The organism is Flavonifractor sp. An52 (assembly GCF_002159385.1).
GTDB lineage: Bacteria > Bacillota > Clostridia > Oscillospirales > Oscillospiraceae > Flavonifractor > Flavonifractor avicola.
On the sequence record NZ_NFIB01000004.1, the window covers coordinates 19,237 to 38,162 of the forward strand.

At 59.7% G+C, this 18,926-nt stretch carries 29 protein-coding genes, 1 tRNA gene and 1 pseudogene; 4 read left to right on the forward strand and 27 right to left on the reverse strand.

The window, feature by feature from the left end:
* Positions 1-17 precede the first annotated feature (17 nt).
* Positions 18-680, forward strand: a complete 663-nt coding sequence (locus tag B5G06_RS02190; protein ID WP_143382694.1) for a hypothetical protein — start codon at positions 18-20, stop codon at positions 678-680.
* Here B5G06_RS02190 and B5G06_RS02195 read toward each other — a convergent pair.
* From B5G06_RS02195 to B5G06_RS02260, 15 genes and pseudogenes are all read right to left on the reverse strand, one after another.
* Positions 620-1,570, reverse strand: coding sequence for a glycosyltransferase family 2 protein (locus tag B5G06_RS02195; RefSeq protein ID WP_087187478.1), 951 nt, complete (start codon positions 1,568-1,570; stop codon positions 620-622). The two genes, B5G06_RS02190 and B5G06_RS02195, sit on opposite strands and share 61 nt — an antisense overlap.
* Positions 1,571-1,822: 252 nt before the next feature.
* Positions 1,823-1,899 (reverse strand) — tRNA-Arg (locus B5G06_RS02200).
* 105 nt (positions 1,900-2,004) lie between these two features.
* Positions 2,005-2,859 (reverse strand): annotated as a pseudogene (locus B5G06_RS02205) (nucleoside recognition domain-containing protein); the annotation flags it as partial.
* A gap of 59 nt (positions 2,860-2,918) precedes the next feature.
* Positions 2,919-3,386 (reverse strand): phage holin family protein, encoded by a 468-nt coding sequence (locus B5G06_RS02210; protein ID WP_087187480.1) that lies wholly within the window; start codon positions 3,384-3,386, stop codon positions 2,919-2,921.
* 1 nt (position 3,387) lies between these two features.
* Positions 3,388-4,911: an N-acetylmuramoyl-L-alanine amidase gene (locus tag B5G06_RS02215; protein ID WP_087187481.1), complete on the reverse strand. Its 1,524-nt coding sequence runs from the start codon at positions 4,909-4,911 to the stop codon at positions 3,388-3,390.
* On the reverse strand, positions 4,908-5,003 hold the full coding sequence (locus B5G06_RS14510) for a CD1375 family protein (protein ID WP_255396435.1): 96 nt from the start codon (positions 5,001-5,003) through the stop codon (positions 4,908-4,910). The genes B5G06_RS02215 and B5G06_RS14510 overlap by 4 nt, the downstream gene beginning before the upstream one ends.
* Positions 4,996-5,181: a hypothetical protein gene (locus tag B5G06_RS02220; protein WP_087187482.1), complete on the reverse strand. Its 186-nt coding sequence runs from the start codon at positions 5,179-5,181 to the stop codon at positions 4,996-4,998. The genes B5G06_RS14510 and B5G06_RS02220 overlap by 8 nt, the downstream gene beginning before the upstream one ends.
* A 4-nt stretch (positions 5,182-5,185) precedes the next feature.
* Positions 5,186-6,481 (reverse strand): hypothetical protein, encoded by a 1,296-nt coding sequence (locus B5G06_RS02225; RefSeq protein WP_087187483.1) that lies wholly within the window; start codon positions 6,479-6,481, stop codon positions 5,186-5,188.
* Between the two features lie 83 nt (positions 6,482-6,564).
* Positions 6,565-6,696 carry an XkdX family protein gene (locus tag B5G06_RS13810; protein ID WP_143382695.1) on the reverse strand — a complete coding sequence of 44 codons (132 nt, stop codon included), beginning with the start codon at positions 6,694-6,696 and terminating at the stop codon, positions 6,565-6,567.
* Entirely contained in the window at positions 6,693-6,989 is a 297-nt protein-coding gene (locus B5G06_RS02230; RefSeq protein ID WP_242955312.1) for a toxin-antitoxin system toxin subunit, read from the reverse strand. The genes B5G06_RS13810 and B5G06_RS02230 overlap by 4 nt, the downstream gene beginning before the upstream one ends.
* Positions 6,973-8,064 carry a hypothetical protein gene (locus B5G06_RS14570; protein WP_087187484.1) on the reverse strand — a complete coding sequence of 364 codons (1,092 nt, stop codon included), beginning with the start codon at positions 8,062-8,064 and terminating at the stop codon, positions 6,973-6,975. Before B5G06_RS14570 ends, B5G06_RS02230 begins: the two co-directional genes overlap by 17 nt.
* Complete coding sequence (locus B5G06_RS02240; protein ID WP_087187485.1) at positions 8,061-8,315, reverse strand: hypothetical protein; 255 nt, start codon at positions 8,313-8,315, stop codon at positions 8,061-8,063. Before B5G06_RS02240 ends, B5G06_RS14570 begins: the two co-directional genes overlap by 4 nt.
* Positions 8,316-8,583: 268 nt before the next feature.
* Positions 8,584-9,018 carry a rolling circle replication-associated protein gene (locus tag B5G06_RS02250; protein WP_242955313.1) on the reverse strand — a complete coding sequence of 145 codons (435 nt, stop codon included), beginning with the start codon at positions 9,016-9,018 and terminating at the stop codon, positions 8,584-8,586.
* Positions 9,002-9,262 (reverse strand): hypothetical protein, encoded by a 261-nt coding sequence (locus B5G06_RS02255; protein WP_087187487.1) that lies wholly within the window; start codon positions 9,260-9,262, stop codon positions 9,002-9,004. The genes B5G06_RS02250 and B5G06_RS02255 overlap by 17 nt, the downstream gene beginning before the upstream one ends.
* Positions 9,262-9,465, reverse strand: a complete 204-nt coding sequence (locus B5G06_RS02260; protein WP_087187488.1) for a hypothetical protein — start codon at positions 9,463-9,465, stop codon at positions 9,262-9,264. Before B5G06_RS02260 ends, B5G06_RS02255 begins: the two co-directional genes overlap by 1 nt.
* Positions 9,466-9,551: 86 nt before the next feature.
* Here B5G06_RS02260 and B5G06_RS02265 point away from each other — a divergent pair, with 86 nt between their 5' ends.
* Together B5G06_RS02265 and B5G06_RS02270 are read left to right on the forward strand one after the other, a co-directional pair.
* Positions 9,552-9,725 carry a type II toxin-antitoxin system HicA family toxin gene (locus B5G06_RS02265; protein WP_087187489.1) on the forward strand — a complete coding sequence of 58 codons (174 nt, stop codon included), beginning with the start codon at positions 9,552-9,554 and terminating at the stop codon, positions 9,723-9,725.
* A gap of 35 nt (positions 9,726-9,760) precedes the next feature.
* The gene (locus B5G06_RS02270) at positions 9,761-10,150 is read left to right on the forward strand and encodes a type II toxin-antitoxin system HicB family antitoxin (RefSeq protein WP_087187490.1); all 390 of its coding nucleotides are present in this window, start codon (positions 9,761-9,763) and stop codon (positions 10,148-10,150) included.
* 212 nt (positions 10,151-10,362) lie between these two features.
* Here B5G06_RS02270 and B5G06_RS13985 read toward each other — a convergent pair whose 3' ends face one another.
* From B5G06_RS13985 to B5G06_RS02325, 12 genes are all read right to left on the reverse strand, one after another.
* Entirely contained in the window at positions 10,363-10,509 is a 147-nt protein-coding gene (locus tag B5G06_RS13985; protein ID WP_158094653.1) for a hypothetical protein, read from the reverse strand.
* Positions 10,506-12,275, reverse strand: a complete 1,770-nt coding sequence (locus B5G06_RS02275; protein WP_087187491.1) for a PcfJ domain-containing protein — start codon at positions 12,273-12,275, stop codon at positions 10,506-10,508. The genes B5G06_RS13985 and B5G06_RS02275 overlap by 4 nt, the downstream gene beginning before the upstream one ends.
* 5 nt (positions 12,276-12,280) lie before the next feature.
* Positions 12,281-12,616: a hypothetical protein gene (locus tag B5G06_RS02280; RefSeq protein WP_087187492.1), complete on the reverse strand. Its 336-nt coding sequence runs from the start codon at positions 12,614-12,616 to the stop codon at positions 12,281-12,283.
* Positions 12,613-13,587: a DUF3102 domain-containing protein gene (locus B5G06_RS02285; protein ID WP_087187493.1), complete on the reverse strand. Its 975-nt coding sequence runs from the start codon at positions 13,585-13,587 to the stop codon at positions 12,613-12,615. Before B5G06_RS02285 ends, B5G06_RS02280 begins: the two co-directional genes overlap by 4 nt.
* Entirely contained in the window at positions 13,574-14,359 is a 786-nt protein-coding gene (locus tag B5G06_RS02290; RefSeq protein ID WP_087187494.1) for a ParA family protein, read from the reverse strand. Before B5G06_RS02290 ends, B5G06_RS02285 begins: the two co-directional genes overlap by 14 nt.
* Positions 14,360-14,372: 13 nt before the next feature.
* Positions 14,373-14,573: a hypothetical protein gene (locus B5G06_RS13990; RefSeq protein WP_087187495.1), complete on the reverse strand. Its 201-nt coding sequence runs from the start codon at positions 14,571-14,573 to the stop codon at positions 14,373-14,375.
* Complete coding sequence (locus B5G06_RS02300) at positions 14,570-16,042, reverse strand: AAA family ATPase (protein ID WP_087187496.1); 1,473 nt, start codon at positions 16,040-16,042, stop codon at positions 14,570-14,572. Before B5G06_RS02300 ends, B5G06_RS13990 begins: the two co-directional genes overlap by 4 nt.
* The gene (locus B5G06_RS02305; RefSeq protein WP_087187497.1) at positions 16,032-16,844 is read right to left on the reverse strand and encodes a hypothetical protein; all 813 of its coding nucleotides are present in this window, start codon (positions 16,842-16,844) and stop codon (positions 16,032-16,034) included. The genes B5G06_RS02300 and B5G06_RS02305 overlap by 11 nt, the downstream gene beginning before the upstream one ends.
* Complete coding sequence (locus B5G06_RS02310; RefSeq protein ID WP_143382696.1) at positions 16,841-17,152, reverse strand: hypothetical protein; 312 nt, start codon at positions 17,150-17,152, stop codon at positions 16,841-16,843. The genes B5G06_RS02305 and B5G06_RS02310 overlap by 4 nt, the downstream gene beginning before the upstream one ends.
* Positions 17,153-17,214: 62 nt before the next feature.
* Entirely contained in the window at positions 17,215-17,397 is a 183-nt protein-coding gene (locus tag B5G06_RS02315; RefSeq protein WP_087187499.1) for a BOW99_gp33 family protein, read from the reverse strand.
* Between the two features lie 249 nt (positions 17,398-17,646).
* Positions 17,647-17,994 (reverse strand): helix-turn-helix domain-containing protein, encoded by a 348-nt coding sequence (locus tag B5G06_RS02320; RefSeq protein ID WP_242955314.1) that lies wholly within the window; start codon positions 17,992-17,994, stop codon positions 17,647-17,649.
* A 38-nt stretch (positions 17,995-18,032) separates the two neighbouring features.
* A complete protein-coding gene (locus B5G06_RS02325) occupies positions 18,033-18,242 on the reverse strand; it encodes a helix-turn-helix domain-containing protein (RefSeq protein WP_242955315.1) in 210 nt (69 codons plus the stop codon).
* Positions 18,243-18,420: 178 nt separating this feature from the next.
* Between B5G06_RS02325 and B5G06_RS02330 the strand changes: the two genes are divergently transcribed.
* A complete protein-coding gene (locus B5G06_RS02330) occupies positions 18,421-18,720 on the forward strand; it encodes a DUF6173 family protein (protein ID WP_204220719.1) in 300 nt (99 codons plus the stop codon).
* The last annotated feature ends 206 nt before the right edge of the window (positions 18,721-18,926 follow it).

The following is an 18,926-nucleotide window of genomic DNA, read 5'->3' on the forward strand; positions in this document are numbered from 1 at the left end:
GTAAAGGAGGAGTTTTCATGGATATCTCCACGAATGCCGCCGGGCTGAAGCTCTCTTCTCCCCTGCTCCCCGGCTCGGGCCCATTGACTGGAGACGCCGAACGGATTCTCTATCTGGCCCGGCAGGGACTGGGCGCCATCGTAACAAAGACCATTGCCCCTGAAGCAGCGGAGGTGGGCCGCCCCTGTATCGCAGGCAACCGGACCATGATCTTCAATTCCGAAGCCTGGTCGGAGCATCCCGCATCCCAATGGATCGGGGAATACCTCCCCGAGGTACGCAATCAGTGTGACACGCCCATCATTGCCAGTGTGGGGTACGACGACGAAGACCTGAAGCAGATGGTCCCTCAGCTGGAGCCGCTGGTGGCCGGATATGAGTACATTCCCCGGTATGTGGGCAAGGACTTCGACGAGGTCAAGCGGATCGTGGCAGTGCTGCGGGGCCTCACCAAAAAGCCCGTCTGGGTCAAAATGAACGCCAATATTTCTGATCCCGTAGGCTTTGCCGCCTCCTGCCGGGAGAGCGGAGCAGACGGAATCGTGGCCATTACCTCTCTGGGGCCCAATATGGTCATCGACATTGAGCACCGCCGTCCCCTAATCGGTACGGCCGACGGCTACCGGTCCTCCAGCACCTCCCGGATCAGAAACCGAGGCCGTCCCTTGGTCTCCAGATAGGTTTTTCCGATGTACTCCCCGATCACACCCAGGGACAGGAGAATCAGCCCGCCGATAGCCCATACAGAGCAGATCACGCTGACCCAGCCCAGAATGGTGTCCCCCATGGTCCAGCGAATCATGGAGTAAATCAACACAGCCACACTGACCAGAAAAACCAGGAATCCCAGCCCGGTGATCATGTGGAGAGGCTTGACCGACAGAGAGGTAATTCCCTCCATGGCAAAGGAGAGCATCTTTTTCAGGGGATATTTGCTCTCACCGGCAAACCGCTGTCCCCGCTCGTATTCCACCGTGCCGGTACGGTAGCCGATCATAGGCACGATGCCCCGGAGGAACAGATTGACTTCATGAAACTGGCTTAGGCCCTCCAGCGCCTGTCTGGACACGAGCCGGTAATCGGCGTGATTGAATACCGTCTCCGCACCCAAACGATTCATCAGCCGGTAAAACGCCTCAGCGGTAAATCGTTTGAAGAAGGTATCCTTCTGCCTGGAAGAGCGCACCCCGTACACAATGTCGCAGCCGTTCTCATACTGCTCCACCATGGCATCCACCGCGTCCACATCATCCTGGAGGTCGGCATCCATGGATATGGCCATATCGCAGCGGTCAGCCGCTGTCATCAGTCCCGCCAGCAGGGCATTCTGATGTCCCCGGTTGCGGCTTAGGTCCACGCCGCTGAACAGCGGATTCTCCCTGTGGAGCTGTTGGATGATGCGCCAGGTACTATCCCTGGAACCATCGTTGACAAAGAGTACCCGGCTCTTCTCCGAGATCTTGTCCGCCGCCATCAACGCCTCCAGCTTGTCCCTTAGTCGCCGGGCGGTCTCAGGCAGCACGGCCTCTTCGTTGTAGCAGGGCACTACAATATAGAGAATATCAGCCATTTTAAGATTGTCTCCTTATCCAGCATAAATAGTTCTTTATGAAAGAAGACAAAATGCAGTCCAAAGTGCAACCGGCATCGTCGGTGAGAACAGAAAAAACGGCCTGGACACAGGAAATCCAGACCGCTTTTTTGCAAAGGCTAAGAAATGATCGGCATCATCTAATCAACCAAAGCAGATAAGCAACAAGCGTTTTTTCCAAAAAATCAAAAAAAGAAATCCTGTAACCCTTGTGGTTACAGGATTTCTTCGTGGTACGCCCGAAGGGACTCGAACCCCCAGCCTTCAGAACCGGAATCTGACGCTCTATCCAATTGCGCTACGGGCGCATCTGACACGTTCTTTTAACGTGCCAGATTATTATAGCAATCATCCCCCTGTTTGTAAAGAGTTAATTTTGATTTTTCCTAAAAAAACTTCCAGTCAGCTCTTATTTACACTGCCCCCAGCATCCTTGAGGCAGTGGCTGTCAGTAAACAAAGGCAGATTCCCAGCGCTGTTGGGATGACCACAGCCAGCACCGTCCATCTTACACTGCGTGTTTCCCGCGCGATGGTTAGGCAGGTGGTGGAGCATGGCCAGTGGAACAGAGAAAACAGCATGGTACACAGTGCTGTGGTCCAAGTCCAGCCGTTTACCACCAACAGTTCCCGAAGAGCCTCAAGGCTTCCCGTATCTTGTAAGGTTCCAGTGGACAGATAGGACATGAGAATGATGGGGATCACAATCTCATTGGCAGGGAAGCCTAATATAAAGGCCATCAAAATAGTGCCGTCCATGCCCAACAACCGGCCGAAGGGGTCCAGAAAACCAGTGCACCAGCCCAAGATGCTGGTTCCTCCTACAGTAATGTTGGCACATAGCCAGATCACCAAACCAGCGGGCGCGGCAACGGCGACCGCCCGCCCCAATACGAACAGCGTACGGTCCAGCACCGAACGTACCAGAATCTGCCCCACTCTGGGGCGGCGGTAGGGCGGCAGCTCCAGGGCGTAGGCCGACGGAATCCCCTTCAGCAACGTATTGGATAAGAGATGAGATATGCCGAAGGTCATAACCACGCCCAGCAGGATGGCCCCGGTGAGCAGCAGTGAGGATGCCATTCCCTGCCACAACCCTCCCGCCGTACCCACAAAAAACATGGTGATCAGAGCAATCAGGGTTGGAAATCGCCCATTGCATGGAACAAAACTGTTGGTAAGGATGGCTATCAGCCGTTCCCGGGGAGAATCGATGATGCGGCATCCCACTACACCGGCGGCGTTGCATCCGAAACCCATACATATAGTATATATAATAATGCAAATAAAAACAGCCCTTCGGAAGTCCAAAGGGCTGTTTGAGTTTATCATTCTTTAGATGACATATTGTCCCCCGCCTGATCTACTTTGGACTCCAATGCCGCGATCATTTTGGTGAGCCAAGCTGGAATAGGCGCCCCCAGGGCGCCGGCGTTCTCGATAATGCTGCCGGCCTCGGTGAGGATGTACCAGATCACCACCAGGGGGCAGAGCAGTACCGTATAGGCGAAGGGCAGCTCCACCCCCGGCACATGGGCCAGCAGATGGCCGATGACCGTATCCAGGATGGCCGCCACGATGACGGCCACCACGCTGCCCAGCTTGTGCCAGATCCCGTCCCGGGCGGTCTTGCTGGACCACTTCCCCGCCCGCAGGGCGGCGGCGGAGCCGGTGGCGTAGTCGATGATCATGCACACGATCCAGGCCACCACCAGCCAGCCGAACCACCCCCACAGGGCGGTAAGGGCGGCGCAGACGGCGGCCACCGCCGCTTTAAAGGAATTGATGTGCTCCATGTCAGGCTCCTTTCTCCGGCAGCAGTCCAAGCCGGTCCAGCACCACGGCGGCCTCCTGCTGGGTGAGCTGGTCCCTGGGCCGGGTGCCGTCGAAGATCCCGGCGGCTACGGCCTTGCTCCACGCCTCCTTGGCCCAGCCGTCCGGCTCATTGGGCTGCCCGCTCTCCTGGTCCGGCTCCTTGACCTCCTCCGGCAGCAGTCCAAGCCGGTCCAGCACCACGGCAGCCTCCTGACGGGTCAGTCCGTCACGGGGCCGGGTGCCGTCGAAGATGCCGGCGGCGGTTGCCTTGCTCCACGCCTCCTTGGCCCAGCCGTCCGGCTCATTGGGCTGTCCGCTCTCCCCCTCCGGCTCCTTGACCTCCAGCCCCAGATAGTCGCAGATCCCGGCGCAGGTGGCCCGGGCCAGCTTGTCCCGGTAGGCGGCGTCCTTCAGCAGGGCCAGGTCCTGGTCGTTGGTGTGGAACCCGTACTCCAGCAGCACTGCCGGGGCGGTGGTGGAGGCCAGCACCGTGTACATCTCGTGGGCCAGCCCGCTCCCCCACAGCACCACACCGGCGGCGTGGATGCGGCCCATGACGGCAGCTGCCAGACGGTTCCGGGCCGCCGTCTCCGGGGGCGCCGAGGTGAAGGCCACAAACCCCCGGGCAGAACTCCCGGCGGCGTTGGAGTGAAGGGAGACGAACAGGTCCGCCCCCGCCCGGTTGCTCACCGAGGCCCGGGCGCTGAGGCCGGGATAATCGCTCTCCTTTTCCCGGGTGCTTACCACCGTAATTCCCTGGGCCTCCAGCAGGGGCCGCAGGCGGGTGTACAGATCCCAGGTAAACTCGCATTCCCTGTAGCTTCCGTCCGGGGAACCGTTGGCGCACCCCGGTCCGTGGCCCGGGTCCAGGCATACAACAGGCTTGCTCACAGGCTTGTCCTCCTTCTGCGGCGGGCTCTCCGCCGTCTTTTTTGTCCATACGCAGATCCAGTTGTGGACCTTCCGGGCAGATTGGATTTGCGTCCCGGCAAAATCACACTGGGACGAGCCGCCGCCGTCCAGCATCACAGCCGAGTCACAGCCCAGCGCCAGCAGCTCCCGCGTCAGACCATCGGGGTCTTTCGCGTCCCGTGTGCCGTCTTTGGCGCAATACAGCACCAGGGCATCCCGGGTCATGCCGATGGCAGACCGGCCACGCACGCCATCCTGCGCAGGGGCATAGGCCTTTTCCGGGTACGGCGCACCATCTTTGATGATGGGTGATACCGCCAGATAATTGGCGTTGCCTTTCCAGTCCAGGGTCATGTGGATATCCGTACCCGTCCATCCGTAGCCGTGGACATTGCCCCAAGGGGTTTTGGACAGCAGCCTGCCGTCCGCTTTCAGCCCTACGCAGGGAGAACCGTCCGGGTTCCACATACCGCCGTTGAGGATGTAGTCTGCGCCGGTTTCGGCCTTGACTTCAGCCAGAGATTTGCGGCAGTTGGTGATGATGATTTCAATCCGCTGGACCCGGCTCAGCTGGATGGATGCGATTCTTTTCACAGCATTCCCTCCACTTCCTCCCGCCACAGCGCGGGGACCTGCTCAAGCGTCCACAGGCCGCGGCGGATGAGGTCAGCGTACAAATTAGCCATTGCTCATACCTCCCATCGCAGTCATCATCGCCACGCCGAGCTCAGCAACCGCCAGCTCTAGCGCGGTCAGACGATCCGGTTCAGTTGTAGGCGCAGGCTGCTCCTGCTGGAGGCGGTTAAACTCCTCGACCTCGGCTGGGGTCATGTCGCGGATGATACCGTTATCCAAAATTTTCAATATGCTATACCTCCTCTACCCAAACCATGCACCTTGTTCCGGCAGGGAACGGATTGTCTGCCGCATACGCACCGAACGAAAAAGAGATTAAACTCTCCGGCGTTCCTTCATGATCATGTGAATAAAATCTCGCTTTTGATACAGACATCAGAGTTGCGATATTGCCAGTTCCGTTGTATATAGATGGGCTATCATAAGCACCAGGCGTCCCGTTATTCGCACTAAATTGCAACATACCGGAGTCTATTGAAATGATCGTGCTGACCTTCATCTCTAATGTTCTTGGAACAGAGCAAAAGGGCATATGAGTAAACCTATGAGGATCATCTTTATACCCGTATATGATTTTAATATAGGTAGAATTTTTACTGACCGCTGGGGTGCTTATAAGAGCATAAATCTTTTTGCTGGGGGGAAAGTCAGCCCGAATCTCCATAACTTCTTCTTCGGTTGTTGTATCTAAAACGAGCGTTAATCCCTTCCGTGGAACAAGTTCATACCCGTCCCCCGCCTCGTTTACCACCGGCGTCATTCCTGCATTCTCTGGATTTGGTGCAGGAATGATAGAGGCTGTATCCATCGCCTGCTGGGCCGACTTCTCCGCGTTTTCGGCAGCAGTCTCAGCCGCTGTTTGGGCCTGTCCGGCCTGCTGAGCGGCGGATTTGGCTTGTCCCACAGCATCCTGCATGCTCTCAGCATCCTCACCCACCTGCTGGGCCAGTTCCTCCATCTGAGCCTTCGCATCTGCCGCCTGCCTGGCACTCTCTCCCGACTGGTCAGCGGCGGTCTCCGCATTCTTAGCAGCGGTTTCCACAGCTTCTACAGCCTCCAACGCCTTTTCGGCCGCCTCCTGAGCCGCTTGGGCATTGTTGGCCACATCTTCTGCCGCTGTCTGGGCCTGCTCTGCCGCCGCCCCGGTTTCCTCCGACAGTTCCCTCATCCGCTGTTCCAGCTGCGTAAACTCCGACGGCACCTCCGGCCACTGTCCATCGCCGGACAGGCTCTCCGGTATGTATACCCGGGTTACATTGGTGTGCCGCACCAGTTCCCCCTGGGTGCCCCGCAGCTGCATCTCGTAGAACCCGGACAGAGCCAGCATCTCAGATGTGAGTATTACAGACAGGCTGTTTTCCCCCTGGTTCAGGCGGATAATATCCAGATTTTTTCCGGCCTGCACCAGCAGATCCCAGGTCCAGCCCTCGGGGATCTCCCCCTCCACCCGCAGCTCGCGGGTCAGATTATCGTGCTGCCGGGCTATCTCCCCTTCGCCTACAATTTTCCAATCACTAAATTGAATCATCTACATCCCCCCATATATGGGTTGAAACAGGCATTTGTTGTACACTTTCGTACCACAACGCAGCATATATTTATCGACAAATTTTACGCCGATACGACATTCAGCAGCGAGGTCACTTGGTCTTCCGTCAGCTTACCGGCGGCCGCCAGGGCCTGGATGCGCTCCTTGTCCCACAGCTTGGGATAATACTTTTGGGCCAGTTCATACACGTTCACAGCTCCACCCCCGTCATAATGGCCAGATAATCCACATCCGCCCGCAGTCGTTCCGCCTCCGTGGGCTCCGGCTCCGGGGCGGGCTCCGGCTCGGGGATCTGACCGGGGGTCAGGTCCACCAGTACGCCGTCCTCGATCTTCAGGTCACAATAGCCGCAGCAGTCCCAGGCGGCCTTCTCCAGCTGGGGCGGTACCACGATCCACCCCTCCAGCCAGCACTCGGTCCGGTGGCTCTGGCTCTGCAGGCCGTGGCCGCCGTCCTCTCTGGCCGCGATCTCAATGATGGTCAACATCCAAATCCCTCCTGATCCATGCAAATAAGTGATACAACAGCCTGCGGATCCAGCCCGCCCGCTCCCGGCGGCCTCCTCCCTGCCCCTCCAGCCAGGCCAGCAGCTTTCCGCTGCTCCAGCCCTCCGTCCGGATCTCAGGCGCTTCTGCTCCCGCACCCACCGTCCGCACCTGACCGCCACGCACAAAGCGCAGCAGCCGCCTGCCCAGCGGGACCGGCAGGAGCGTCCGGGCCGGGGCGTTCCGCCGCCGGTACGGCCCCCGCTCCCGGGCGGGCTCCTCCGGCGGCAGGTCGTTGAAGTGGGCCATGAGCCGCTCCTCCAGGCTGTCCAGCCCCCGCACCTCGATCTCCGTTCCCAGGGCCAGCCCCTCCAGCCGCTTCAGCCCGCACCGGATGGACCGCAGCACCGAGGCGTGGTCCACGCCCAGCAATGCCCCGATCTCCCGGAGGCTCAGCCACTCCCCATAGTAGAGGTAGAGATAGGTCTGCTGCCGGAGGGTGAGCCGGTCCAGCACCGCCTTCAGCACCGACCGCTCCCCCAGATCCACCACCAGCGGCCCCTCCGTCTGTCCCTCCAGCAGCTGGTAGAGCGCCCGGGCGTCCGCCTCCAGGCGGCGCTGGCCCCGCTTGAGGGTACGGCACACGGTGGAGCGGTTTCGTCCCGCCTCCCGGGCCACCTGGGCCTGCCGTCTGCCCCCGTCGGTACCGGCCAGATAGGCCTGCTGGGCGGGGCTGAGCCCCTGCCGGGCGGCCCGCACCGCCAGGCGCATCCTGTCCCGGTCCGTCAGGGTCTCCGGCTCCTCCCGGTCCTCCAGCTCCGCCCATGTCTGGTACTGGAGCTGATCCCACCGCCAGCTCTCTGTTCCGGCCCAGGTAGTCCCCCGGCTGATCCTGTGCCGGGGCAGCAGCTCCCGCAGCTGCCGGGCGCAGTCCACCAGGTCCTCCCCGATCTCTGCCAGCTCCAGGCGGATGGTCTCCGCCTCCCGGCCCCCGGCCCCCTCCAGCCGGGCCTGGAGGGCGGTTTTTTGCTCCCGCAGCACCCGGATCCGGTCTTTGATCTCCCTGGCCTGGCTCATTTTTTGCTCATGTCCATCCGGGGCGCCCGGAGATTGGAGGTGGTATACGTGCCGTCCCTGGGCCGGGTGTAATACCCCTGAGTGAGCTGCCGCAGATCCCGCATCTCCGCCAGCATCTGCCGCAGCAGCGCCAGCTCCCGGGCAGCGACGGAGTTTCCCTGTGCCGCCTGTTCCCGCCGGTCCTCAATGGCCAAACGGAGAACCACAGCTGCCTTACGGTAATCTTCAGCTAAGTTGATCAGCGGTTTCATATATCACACCGCCTCCTACACCAAAACGCAGATCTGACCACTATAGGCATCCTCGCATTTCAGGATAAGGTCCCCGGTGGATTCTTCGTAAGTTACATCCGTGCATCTGACCGCCCAGGTGTTTATACTAAGGGAGCTACCCACCTGGTGGAACACCTGAAAGCTGCGCAAACCATTTTTAATGCCATGTGTATTTGCCTTAATGCGCAGCGCGCCGCCGCTCCACTGACCAGAGGTAAATGATATAGTTTTCCACAGGTGATCCACCTTAAGGCCACAGGGAGCGGAGCACCTCCAGGTCCGCCCCGGTGCCGTTGAGGATCATATGGTGGTGGAGCCGCCCGCCTTCGGCGCTGAGCTGTTCGGTCACGTAGATGTAGCGAGTCTCCTGCCCCCTGGCTTTCCGGTGGGCCCGCAGCAGGCGAATCATTTTCTTCAGATATTTCCTGGCCTCTTCTCGATTTCTTGGCAGGTGATCGTCGTCATAAGTAAAAACCAGATGGAGGTCCCGGTGTGTGAAGTTGGTGGCCAGCTCCACCTCCAGCTTCTGCCACGATCGCTTTAGGTTCATCCGTTCCTGGGCGGCGGAGGAGATCTCCCGCAGGGCCTGCCGCTCCCGGTCCGAGCTGCGTGGTGTTGGGATGGTGTAGCAGCCCACGATCACCAGCCGCCCGGCGGTAATGGTCTTAATCCGTTTGGCCATGCTGCGCCTCCATCTCCACCAGCGCCCTAGCCCCGTCGTAGAGCTGGCTCATGCCGTGGATCGTCAGCACATCGATCCCGGTATGGAGCTCAATGGAGTTGATCCTGGCCCGTGCGGTGCCGTCCTTGATCCCCAGTGCTTTCGCGGCTCCGGAGATACAGAGGTCGGCATCATGGAGCGCTACGATCAGCCGGACCTGGTCCATGGTCAGGATTCTGTCATTCCGCGCACTGGAGCGTCCCATCACTTACACCTCCCAAAGCGGTTGAGATAGTGGGCCTGCCACAGGGATTCCGGCTGACGGAGGGAGATCATCTTCTCCCGCACCAGTTTGTCCATCACCCGGCCTATGCTGGGCTTGCCGTCCATCTGGGCCAGCTTCTCCAGGTTGGCAGCAGTCTGGGCCGTGACCACCATAGAGATCCGCCGTAAATTTTTTCGATTCATACTAATCCTTCTTTCCAGTTTTTCTATTTCCCCTCTTGACAAATGCGCATTTAATGCGTATAATGTACTTGTAAGGAGGAGAGACAATGAAGCGCAGGGACTTAATAAAGCTCCTAAAAGCAAATGGATGGTGGCTCCTCCGCTCAGGCAATAACCACGATATCTACACCAACGGCAAAGCATCCGAACCTATCCCCCGACACAACGAAATCAAAGAACAGTTAGCAGTAGCCATCATCCGGCGGCAGGGGCTGAAATAAGCCCCTCGCCGCCACCAAAAAGGAGGTTTATATAGATGAAGCAAGTTTATCCCGTGATCCTGCATCCAGAGGCAGATGGTGGATTTTCTGTGTCTGTACCAGACCTGAATATCGGCACTCAGGGAGAAACCGTAGCAGAATGTATTGACATGGCTCGGGATGCCATCGGGCTGTGGGGCATCTGTGAGCAAGATGCAGGACGGGCCATCCCGGAGCCTTCCGTGTTGTCCCCGGCCCATGAGGAGGGTGAGCTGGTCACCTTGGTAGACATTGACTTTGACGCCTACCGTCGGGCTCACGATATGCGGACGATCCGTAAAAACGTCACCATTCCCAGTTATCTGAACGATCTGGCCGAACGTGCCGGTGTCAACTTCTCCCAAGTCCTCCAGGATGGGCTGAAGCAGCGCCTTGGCGTACAGTAACCAAAGATTAGGCCCAGGCCGCCCTTGCACAGGGCGGCCTTATTTTTTGTATCTCCCAATGGCTCCGGCTCTCTGCCGGGCGCCCCGCTTCTCCTACCACTACCCCGCGTTGGGACGCAGGCCTTCGGATCAGCAGGGCCCCGACCAAAGAGAAAGAGAGAGGTCCGGGTGGTGGCGCACCCACCCGGCAGAGAGCCGGAGCGGCTATGCAGTCAGGTATCTTTTGCGTCCTGTTTTGCCACATCGATCAGGTCAGCCAGAACCGACAGCACAAACAAAGCTTCCGGGTCCTCTGTTTTGATCGGCTTCCCGCAGATCGGGCAGGGATCTCCAGGCTTGAGGTGCTTTACATCCTTCACGCCACAATCACCTCCCTCCCTACGTCAATGACTGGCTTTCCACTCCCATCTCTTGGTGCCCCCGCCCGCACCCAGCGGATCCACAATTCCTCAAAGGCCTGGACCTCCGGTGTTCTGGGGCAGTTTCGCAGCCCCCGGTTCTGCCGGACCTCCAGCTTTTTTTCATCCAGCTCCAGCGTGTAGTAGGATTCCTTGGGCGCCCTCTTTCTCCGGATGAAGAAGATGGCCGTCTTTCCGCTGGCGTGATTCTTGCCATAGCTGCTGACACAGTGGTGGAGGGCGTTCCCCTCGTCGGTGAGTTCCTTCTGACTGGCCGCCGGCCGGATGAAAAATCCGTCTGCGGCAAAGACATACTTACGCAGCTGCATTCGCCGCACCCGGAAGCTGGGCGCCAGGCCCTTCTCCTTCAGGAAGGACACTTGGACGGCGGCCTCGTCGTGGGCGGCAAACAGGTCGTGGGGAAACCGCACCCGATCATTGCTCAGGTCCCAGCCCAGCCGCTGGGCCATATCCCAGTAGTCGGTAAGAATCTGCACATCCGGGCACTCCGCGTCCGCGGGTGGGTCCTCGTCCTCCGGCTCCGGCACATAGGCGTCCTCCCATTGGCCGCACTGCTGGAGCAGATACCGGATGCTTTTTGCCACCGGCCCCCGTCCCACCAGCTGGCCCACATGGTCGTCGCCCAGATAGAAGGCGTTGACGATGTCCTCCCCGGTGAGGAGCTCCCCCGCGGCCTTGCTGTACCGGAACAGATCCCAGAACAGCTGTCCCCAGTCCTGATCCCGGGCCAGGCGCAGCTCCTCCCGGTTCAGGTGCAGCATCTGGGCGGGCCGGGTCTGGCTCCAGTCCAGCTCGTGCAGATCCGGAAGGCCCTTCTTGTTTTTCTCCCATTGGTCCTCCCGCCGGCACTGGGAATAGAGCAGATCATCCAGCACCCTGGGCAGGCCATGGACCAGCACCGATTCCACACTGGGGTGAGCCTGGTACAGCCGCAGCCAGGCCACCGGGAAGTGATACGCCCCGGGCCGGTGCTCCATGTACACGTCCAGCTTGCAGTGGGGCAGACAGCTCTCCGCCAGCAGTTCCTCCGACAGGCCGAAGATCTCATCCGCCTCCCCCCAGCGTTCCCTCCACTCCTGTGGCTGTCTCCACTCCCGCGTGTACTGGATGAAGTACCCGGCGTTCCCGCTGTAGGCGTTGACCCATCCCATCAGCTGGGCGCAGTCCGTGGGAGAGAACACATAGGCCTCCGCAGCAACGGCCTCCAGCCACTCCCCGCCGCCATAGGATACCCGGCGCTGGATCACCCAGCCGGTAAGGGCCAGCAAGCGGTCCTCCCCTACCACAGCGGCGCTCATGGCGCGGCTCTCCGAAGGGACGAAGTACCCCTTCTGTCGCAGGGCCGCCCGGCGGCGAATCTGCACGGGGCAGCCGCAGCTGGGGCACAGGATGGCGTCTCCGTCCTCATAGACCTGCCCGCCCTCCATCTCGGTAAAGCTCTCCGGGAGAATAAATCCATAGCCTCTCAGCCCTCTCCCGTAGTGGTACAGATCCTGATAGCCGCAGCAGGAGCACTGCACTCGAACCATCTTCCGCTTCCTGGGGCTGGCCCACTCGTCCATCAGCACATCCAGCCCCCAGTCCTCCACCCACTCCTGCTCGTAGAGGAATCCGTGGGTATCCAGCTCGTCCTGACAGATCGCCGACACCCAGGTAAGGAACCCCTCCGGTGCCTGGCGCGGCACCAGATTCCGCATATCTTCCATGGCGCTCACCCCAGAAAATCGGCCAGATCCAGGCCGATAACGCCGGCTTCTACGGCTCCTCGCTCCGGTAGGCCGTAGAACTCCCGGAGGATACGGTCTGCCTCACCTGGCATCACGCAGGCAAAATTGCCGGTTTTGTGCCCATCGGCGTAGGCCTTGATTTTCTTCTCGGCCTCCGTGATGGACATGGCCTCCACCTCCAGGTCCTGGGCAAGGATCTCCGCGCACCGGGGCTCCGCCCGCACCAGATCTATCAGCTGCTCCGCCACCATCCACTGAGGAGAGCGCTCCTTGACCTTGCTCTGCTGCTCCCGCAGCTTCCTAATTGCCTCCTGAATCACTCCGCACACCTCCCGATGGCCTCCGCCAGGGCCTTCAGGGCCTTTTCCATGCCCTGGGCGGCGGTCTGATCCTCCCGGCCCCGGGCTTTCATCAGCAGGCCGTGGAGCTTGTTGGCCAACTCCTGGCCCTGGGTGAACAGCACCTCAAACATGGCCAGGTCCTTGTCGCCGGCAATGGCGGCCCTCTTGTCCGAATTGTCCCGCTCCTCCAGGGACCGCTTCAGGATCTCCACAGAGGCCTCAGCCTGCTTCTGTTTGTCCCTGGCCTTGGCCGCCGCCTCCTTTGCCTTATCCAGTTTCTCCTGCATCTCGGCGATGGCGTCGGCCCGGGCCTTGTCAATGGCGGCCTGGTCCACCACGGTCTCCACCGCAACGTCCACCGGCTTGGCCTTCAGGTCAGCAAGTTCAGCCTCCAGGCGAGCCACATCCTGCATGGCCTGCTCCCGATCCTCTTTGGCTCCAGCCAAACGGACATTGAGAAACTTCATGTCCTCCGCCATCTTATCCCGGGCCTGCTCAGCCGTGCGCTGGTCTGCCGCCGCCCGTTCAGCGGCCGCTCTGGCCTCGTCCCGCTCCTTGATGGCCTGCTCCAGCTGGCGGGCGCTCATGTCGATGACCTTGTGGTCCTCCATAAACTGCTCCCGCTCTTCCGGCGGCAATGCCAGGAGCGCCAAGGCTTTGGAGGCTCCCAAATCCGACAACGTTGTCGGATTTGACCACTCCCGGGCCAGTCTCATGAATCGCTGGGCGGATCGTTCTGAGAACTCTACTTGCTCCTCCAGCCAGGACCGCCACTCCCCGTGGGACAGCATATCTTTTGCCTCGATGAGGCACCGGCCAATGGCGAGGATAGCCTCTCCCCCAGCCCGCTTGGCATCCAGGATCTCCCCGGTAATGACCTCGATGGTCCTGTCCTCCGCCGTCGGGGCCATAGTCTGGGCGATGAGCCGCCCCAGATCAGGCTTGCCCATACTGGATCCCCTCCTTTGCCGCCAGTTCCGCCACCCAGGCCCGGTAATCCCGGGCCGCCGAACAGAAAGGGCTCCAGGCCTGGACCGCCATCCGGGCCCAGCTGGACTCAGGCACCTTGTCGGTGCGGCGGATCACGGTGTCGTAGACCGGCACCAGACCCTCCTCCCGGAGGTAGGCCACCGAGTCCTCCACTACCGGGGAGCGGTGCCACTGGTTCACCAGAACACCGGACACCCGCAGCGCCGGGTGAAGGGAGCGCAGGCTGGCAATCTGGTCCACCAAGTCCCCCACGCCGGTGGCCGAACAGGCGTCGGACAGAACAGGAATGATGATGGAGTCGCTGGCCAGAATGGCAGACACACAGGCGGCGGACAGGTTGGGCGGGCAGTCGATGACCATCACGTCATAGGCCCCGTCCTCCTCCAAAGCCTCCCGCATATCCCGCAGCGCCCTATAGCTCCGGCCCCGATCACCACCGGCGGCCTCCAGATCCAGGGCCCAAAGATCCTCTGCCGCCGGCAGCACATCCAGGCCGGGCACGTCGGTCTGCTCCACCAGTTCGTCATAGCAGATACTCAGCCCCCGCAGCAGGGCGCCCAAGCCAGCATACTCCCCGGGCGGCAGCAGGATCTGAGTAGCGTTTGCCTGCCCATCGGCATCCACCAACAGCACCCGCAGCCGGCAGCTGGTTGCCAGCACATAGGCCAGATTGACGGCGGTGGTGGTCTTGCCCACCCCGCCCTTTCGATTGACAATGGCGAAGGTTTTCATGCACGAAACACTCCTATCTTTCGTTGATTGGGAAACACTCCCGGATAATTTCACTTCCTACGGAAGCCTCGGCCATATAGTACCGCCGGGCCGGATGGATATAGACAATCCGGCCGGTTACCGACCGCAGCTTTCGCATTTTGTTGGCCCGCTCGCCATTAAGCTCGTGCTCAAAGGCCGACGGGGTCCAGGTGATCTTTTCGCCTATCCTCATGCTGATCCTCCTCCAGAGCCTGGACCGCCAGAGTCAGCGCCTGGGCCACCTGCAGGTGATCCGCTGGGAAGCTGCTGGCCCGTGCCAGGGCCTCCCGGCGCAGGATCTCCAGCCGCAGCAGCTGGGCCGCTCTGGGCTTGTCCATGCTGGTCTCCTTTCTCACGGAACGGGTCATCCTCTGTCTCCGGCAACTCCATGAACTGCTGGGGCATACTCAAAGCCCACCCATACGCCTTGTTTGGGTTTCCCGTACCGGACTTATAGAAGCGCTTACTGCTGGCCTCAAAATTCAATCCGATGCTGCGGCCCCGCTCACCAAAAAAGCGATTCTTCAGGATGGTCAGCACACAATCCTGCTGCCTGTCCGGCCTGGATTCCTTCTCCAGCGCATACACGTTGTCGGCCAGATTGGTCACATCTCCGATGCCGGACACATCGTCCGAGTCGTCGATCCTGTCCGTCTTGCGGGGATGCGCCACCAGATGGACGTGGACGCCATTGTCATGGGCAAAGGCGGCCAGTTCCGCCACAAACTCCGACTGCGCCCGGTAGAAGTCCCGGTCATTGCCCCGGAAGCGGGCGGTCATCAGGTTATCAACCAGATAGACCTTGGCACCGTAGCGCCGGTGGGCGTACCGGAACACCCGCAGGATGTTGGCCGCATCATGGTAGGTGCTGGTTCCGATATCGTACAGAAGGAAGCGCCCCCGCCACCAGTCGTCGATCAGCCCCTGGACAAAGGGCGTTGGGGATGCGATCTCCCGCCCGCTCATCCGGTCCGTGGTCTTGGATATGTACTGGGGCCCCGCCGCCTGGAGGGAAGCCCAATACTTGAACTTCCAGGCCGGCAGCTCTCCAGAGTAGGCGCATACCGGCTGACCCTGGTCGATGGCCTCCAGCAGAAATTGGTCCAGCAGCGTGCTCTTTCCCTCGCCGCGCTTGCCGGTCCACACGGACAGCTCACCCATGATGGCCCCACCTGTGGCCCTGTCCAGGTTTGGGATACCGTAGAGCACCTTGTCCAGCCGTGTCACGTCCGGCTGCCTGACGTCGGCCAGGTCCAGAAGACCGTAGGCGGGGACCTCCACCGTGTCCAGCAGCATCTGGTCCACGGCCTTCAGACCGTAGGTGTCCCGCAGCGCCCGCACCGACAAACACCGCCGAAAGCCCTTGTCCTCCACTGCCAGCAGGATCACGTTGGGCAGACGGTGGCGCAGTTCCCGCACCATGTTCTCCCGCTTCTGGGGATCGGCGCACACCACCAGCACGTAGCAGAATTGCAGGAAGAATCCCTCGTACCGGCCGATCTGTTCCCAGCCGCCCAGGGTGCGCAGGCACCCGGCGTTGATCTGGACAGCAAGCACGTCCTCGGCGTCGGCACAGAACCAGAACCCGGTGGGAAGGCTGGGATCGAGAAAGGCGGGGTCGTAGAGCAGCACCTCCTCCACACCATTCTCCTCACTCCACATGGCGCTCCACCTCCCTCCTGGCTGCTGGGGCTTGTCCGCCTCTCAAGGGGAACACACCTTTCCAGCTGTTGGTCACGGACTCCCGGACGATCTGGAGCTTCAGCTCCCGGGAACCGTCCGCCAGCTTGTCCAGCTTGTTGAGCAGGGTGGAGATAGCTCTGGGGGAGTCCACCGCCTTCTTGGCGGAGCGCACCTCCATCAGGTCATCCAGGGCCTGGGCCAGTTCCTGATCCTCTCCGGCATACGCGTCGAGCATCGTCCGGACAGCCTTCTTGTCCCCTTTCAGGGCCCTCCGTTCCCCCTTGGGGGGTAAGGGGGGTATATATAACTGGTCAGTAACTGTTTCCTTATTACATTTCACCGTCTGGTGAAATGGTTGTCCCGATTCGGTGAAATGCATTTCACCATCTGGTGAAATGGGCGGCGTGGCGTCACCACCGTCAGGTGTACCCATATCCCCATCCGGTGAAATGGGCGGCACAAGGAGTCCATATACCTCCAGTACGCTGTCTGCCAGGGCGTACCATACCGTGCGATCCGTCTTATCCTGGCTGAAGTTCCCGGTGAGCAGCGCCCCGTCCTCCTTCAGCTTGGCCACGATCCGTTCCACCTGCCGCCGGGTCCAGAAGGGGAACAACTTGGTCAGGGCGTCCAGGGTGTTGTAGGTCCAGGTACGACCCTCATGGAAGTGCCGCCCATTGGCCTGGTTCTTGGCTACCCAGAATGCCATGGCATGGAGGAAGATGGCCCCGTTGACGCCGTGGCGCTGGGCCAGGTCGGCGTTAAAGTGATATTCCGTCATGGCTCACCGTCCTCCCACAGCCGGATCCACCGCAGGATATACCGCTTGCACAGCCCCGCCATGGCCACCGTGTCCCCGCAGCCGCGCAAGTATGTGTGTCCTTGGTAGACCTCCAGTCGGCCCACATAGTACCGCTCGCTGCGGGCCTGTGTCTTGGGGATCATGTGCAGGACAATGAGCTCACCGTCATGGGGGCCCAGCTGGCCCCGTCGCCGCAGATCCAGCGGCGCCCATCGCTCAGCACTCCACATACCCAGCACCCCCTTGTAAGATCCGGCCATTTGTGGTATAATAATTATGGTTTTCATGCACGAAACCATCGTTTGGCCTCTCTGTCTGCGCCCACAGACAGGGGGGCCTTTCTTTTTGCCTAATCATGAGACGCACCCCGCTCTCTCTGTTCCCGGATGGCGCGTCCATCCCGGATAAATCCCAGGATCATCCGCAGCACATCATCCGGCAGAGTATGGGTCTCAAGGTATGTACTCAGATCCTCACAGATAGAGCCATCCGCCATGATATTGGTTACCTTGACCTTGCTCATATCGACCATTGCGCGCCACCTCCTTCTCCTGTTTATGCACCGCCGGGGATGTCCTATCCCACCCAGTTGGGCAGGCCCACCGCGACGATGATGCAGCCCAGCCATACGGCGCTGCCTAAAAACGGATGCCATTTGTGTTTCATCATATGATCTCCTTTCTGTTCTTCCGCTTTGCGAATCGGACCGCCATAGCGGCCGCCGCCAGCTGGTCCAATTCTTCTGAGATATCATCAAAAACAGGGCTCTCTTGCTCGTCGATCATGTCATCTTTTCCGATGTGGAGCAAACTTCGATCCCGATGGTTATCGACAAAACTATAGATACAGTCCAAAAGATTTGCGATTGCGGTTGATAGACTGAGTTCCTGCACATCGGGCACAATGGATCGCGCCATCTCCGCGCTGGCCCTGATGTGCTGAATGCCCAGCAATTGGCTGTCATCGCATCGACCATCAGATCCACTACATCCAGCGGCGGGATACGCTGGCCAGTCTCATAAGCCCGTATGCTGCTGTCTGAGATACCCAACTTTTCCGCAGCCGCTTCTTGGGTCAAACCTCTCGCCTCACGGGCAATTTTATAAATATTCCGCTTGTCATGCGGCATGGTTATCTCCTCCTCATTGGGGTAAAATGGTTATAAGATCAGCTGGCGTCCCGCTCCTCCGGACTGTCCCGGCCATAGAGGGCGTCGATGGAGCAGTTCAGCAGATCAGCCAGAGCGGGCAGCTTGTCCGCGCTGGGGTTGGCCTGCCCGTTTGCCCACTTGGAAACTGCATTGCTGGATACATTCAATGCCGCCGCCACCTGAATTCCCTGGAGCCCCCTCGACTCCATGAGTTCTTTGATTTTCAACTTCCTCCCCCCTTCACTTTGGCCTTGTTCCAAACTGTTCGATATGGTATGATTTAGCTATAGGTTTATTGAGGTGATATATATGCCAAACTATAGCTTTACGGAATCTGAAGCACTCCGGACCCCAAAACCTTACACGTCAAGTTTCGATATAAAATCCCTTCTGCGAGACCACAATATGGCCGACTACGCCCATGAGGTGATTTTACGCCGGATAAAAGAGTTTCAGGACGAACTGGATGATAACCATGAGGTTGCACTTCAGCTGGCATCCTTTGGTCAAAGCATCACACTGTCTGTCACTTCCATTGGCTACTCCAATCCCAGTACATTGGTCTTTTATGGATATGTAAATGGTCACCCGGCTACACTGATCCAGCACATGACACAGCTTAATTTTTTGCTCTTGTCCGTGCCGAAGCAGGATCCTGGTAAACCGCCGCGCCGTATCGGTTTTGAGCTGCCCACTGAAGATTGAGTTGGTCTATCGCAATCGCTACTGATACCAATTTTTGTACAAGATTTGCCATTTCCTCAGTTGGTGTTACCGAATGATTCAGCACTGCCATGGCGTGGCTCAAGCATTGATTTCCGATCTTTAACCAAAGATCATCTTGCAACATTTTCTTAGCCCCCTTCCTGCTTGCCGGTAAACCTGTGGTTTGCTACGGGTTAATCATAATT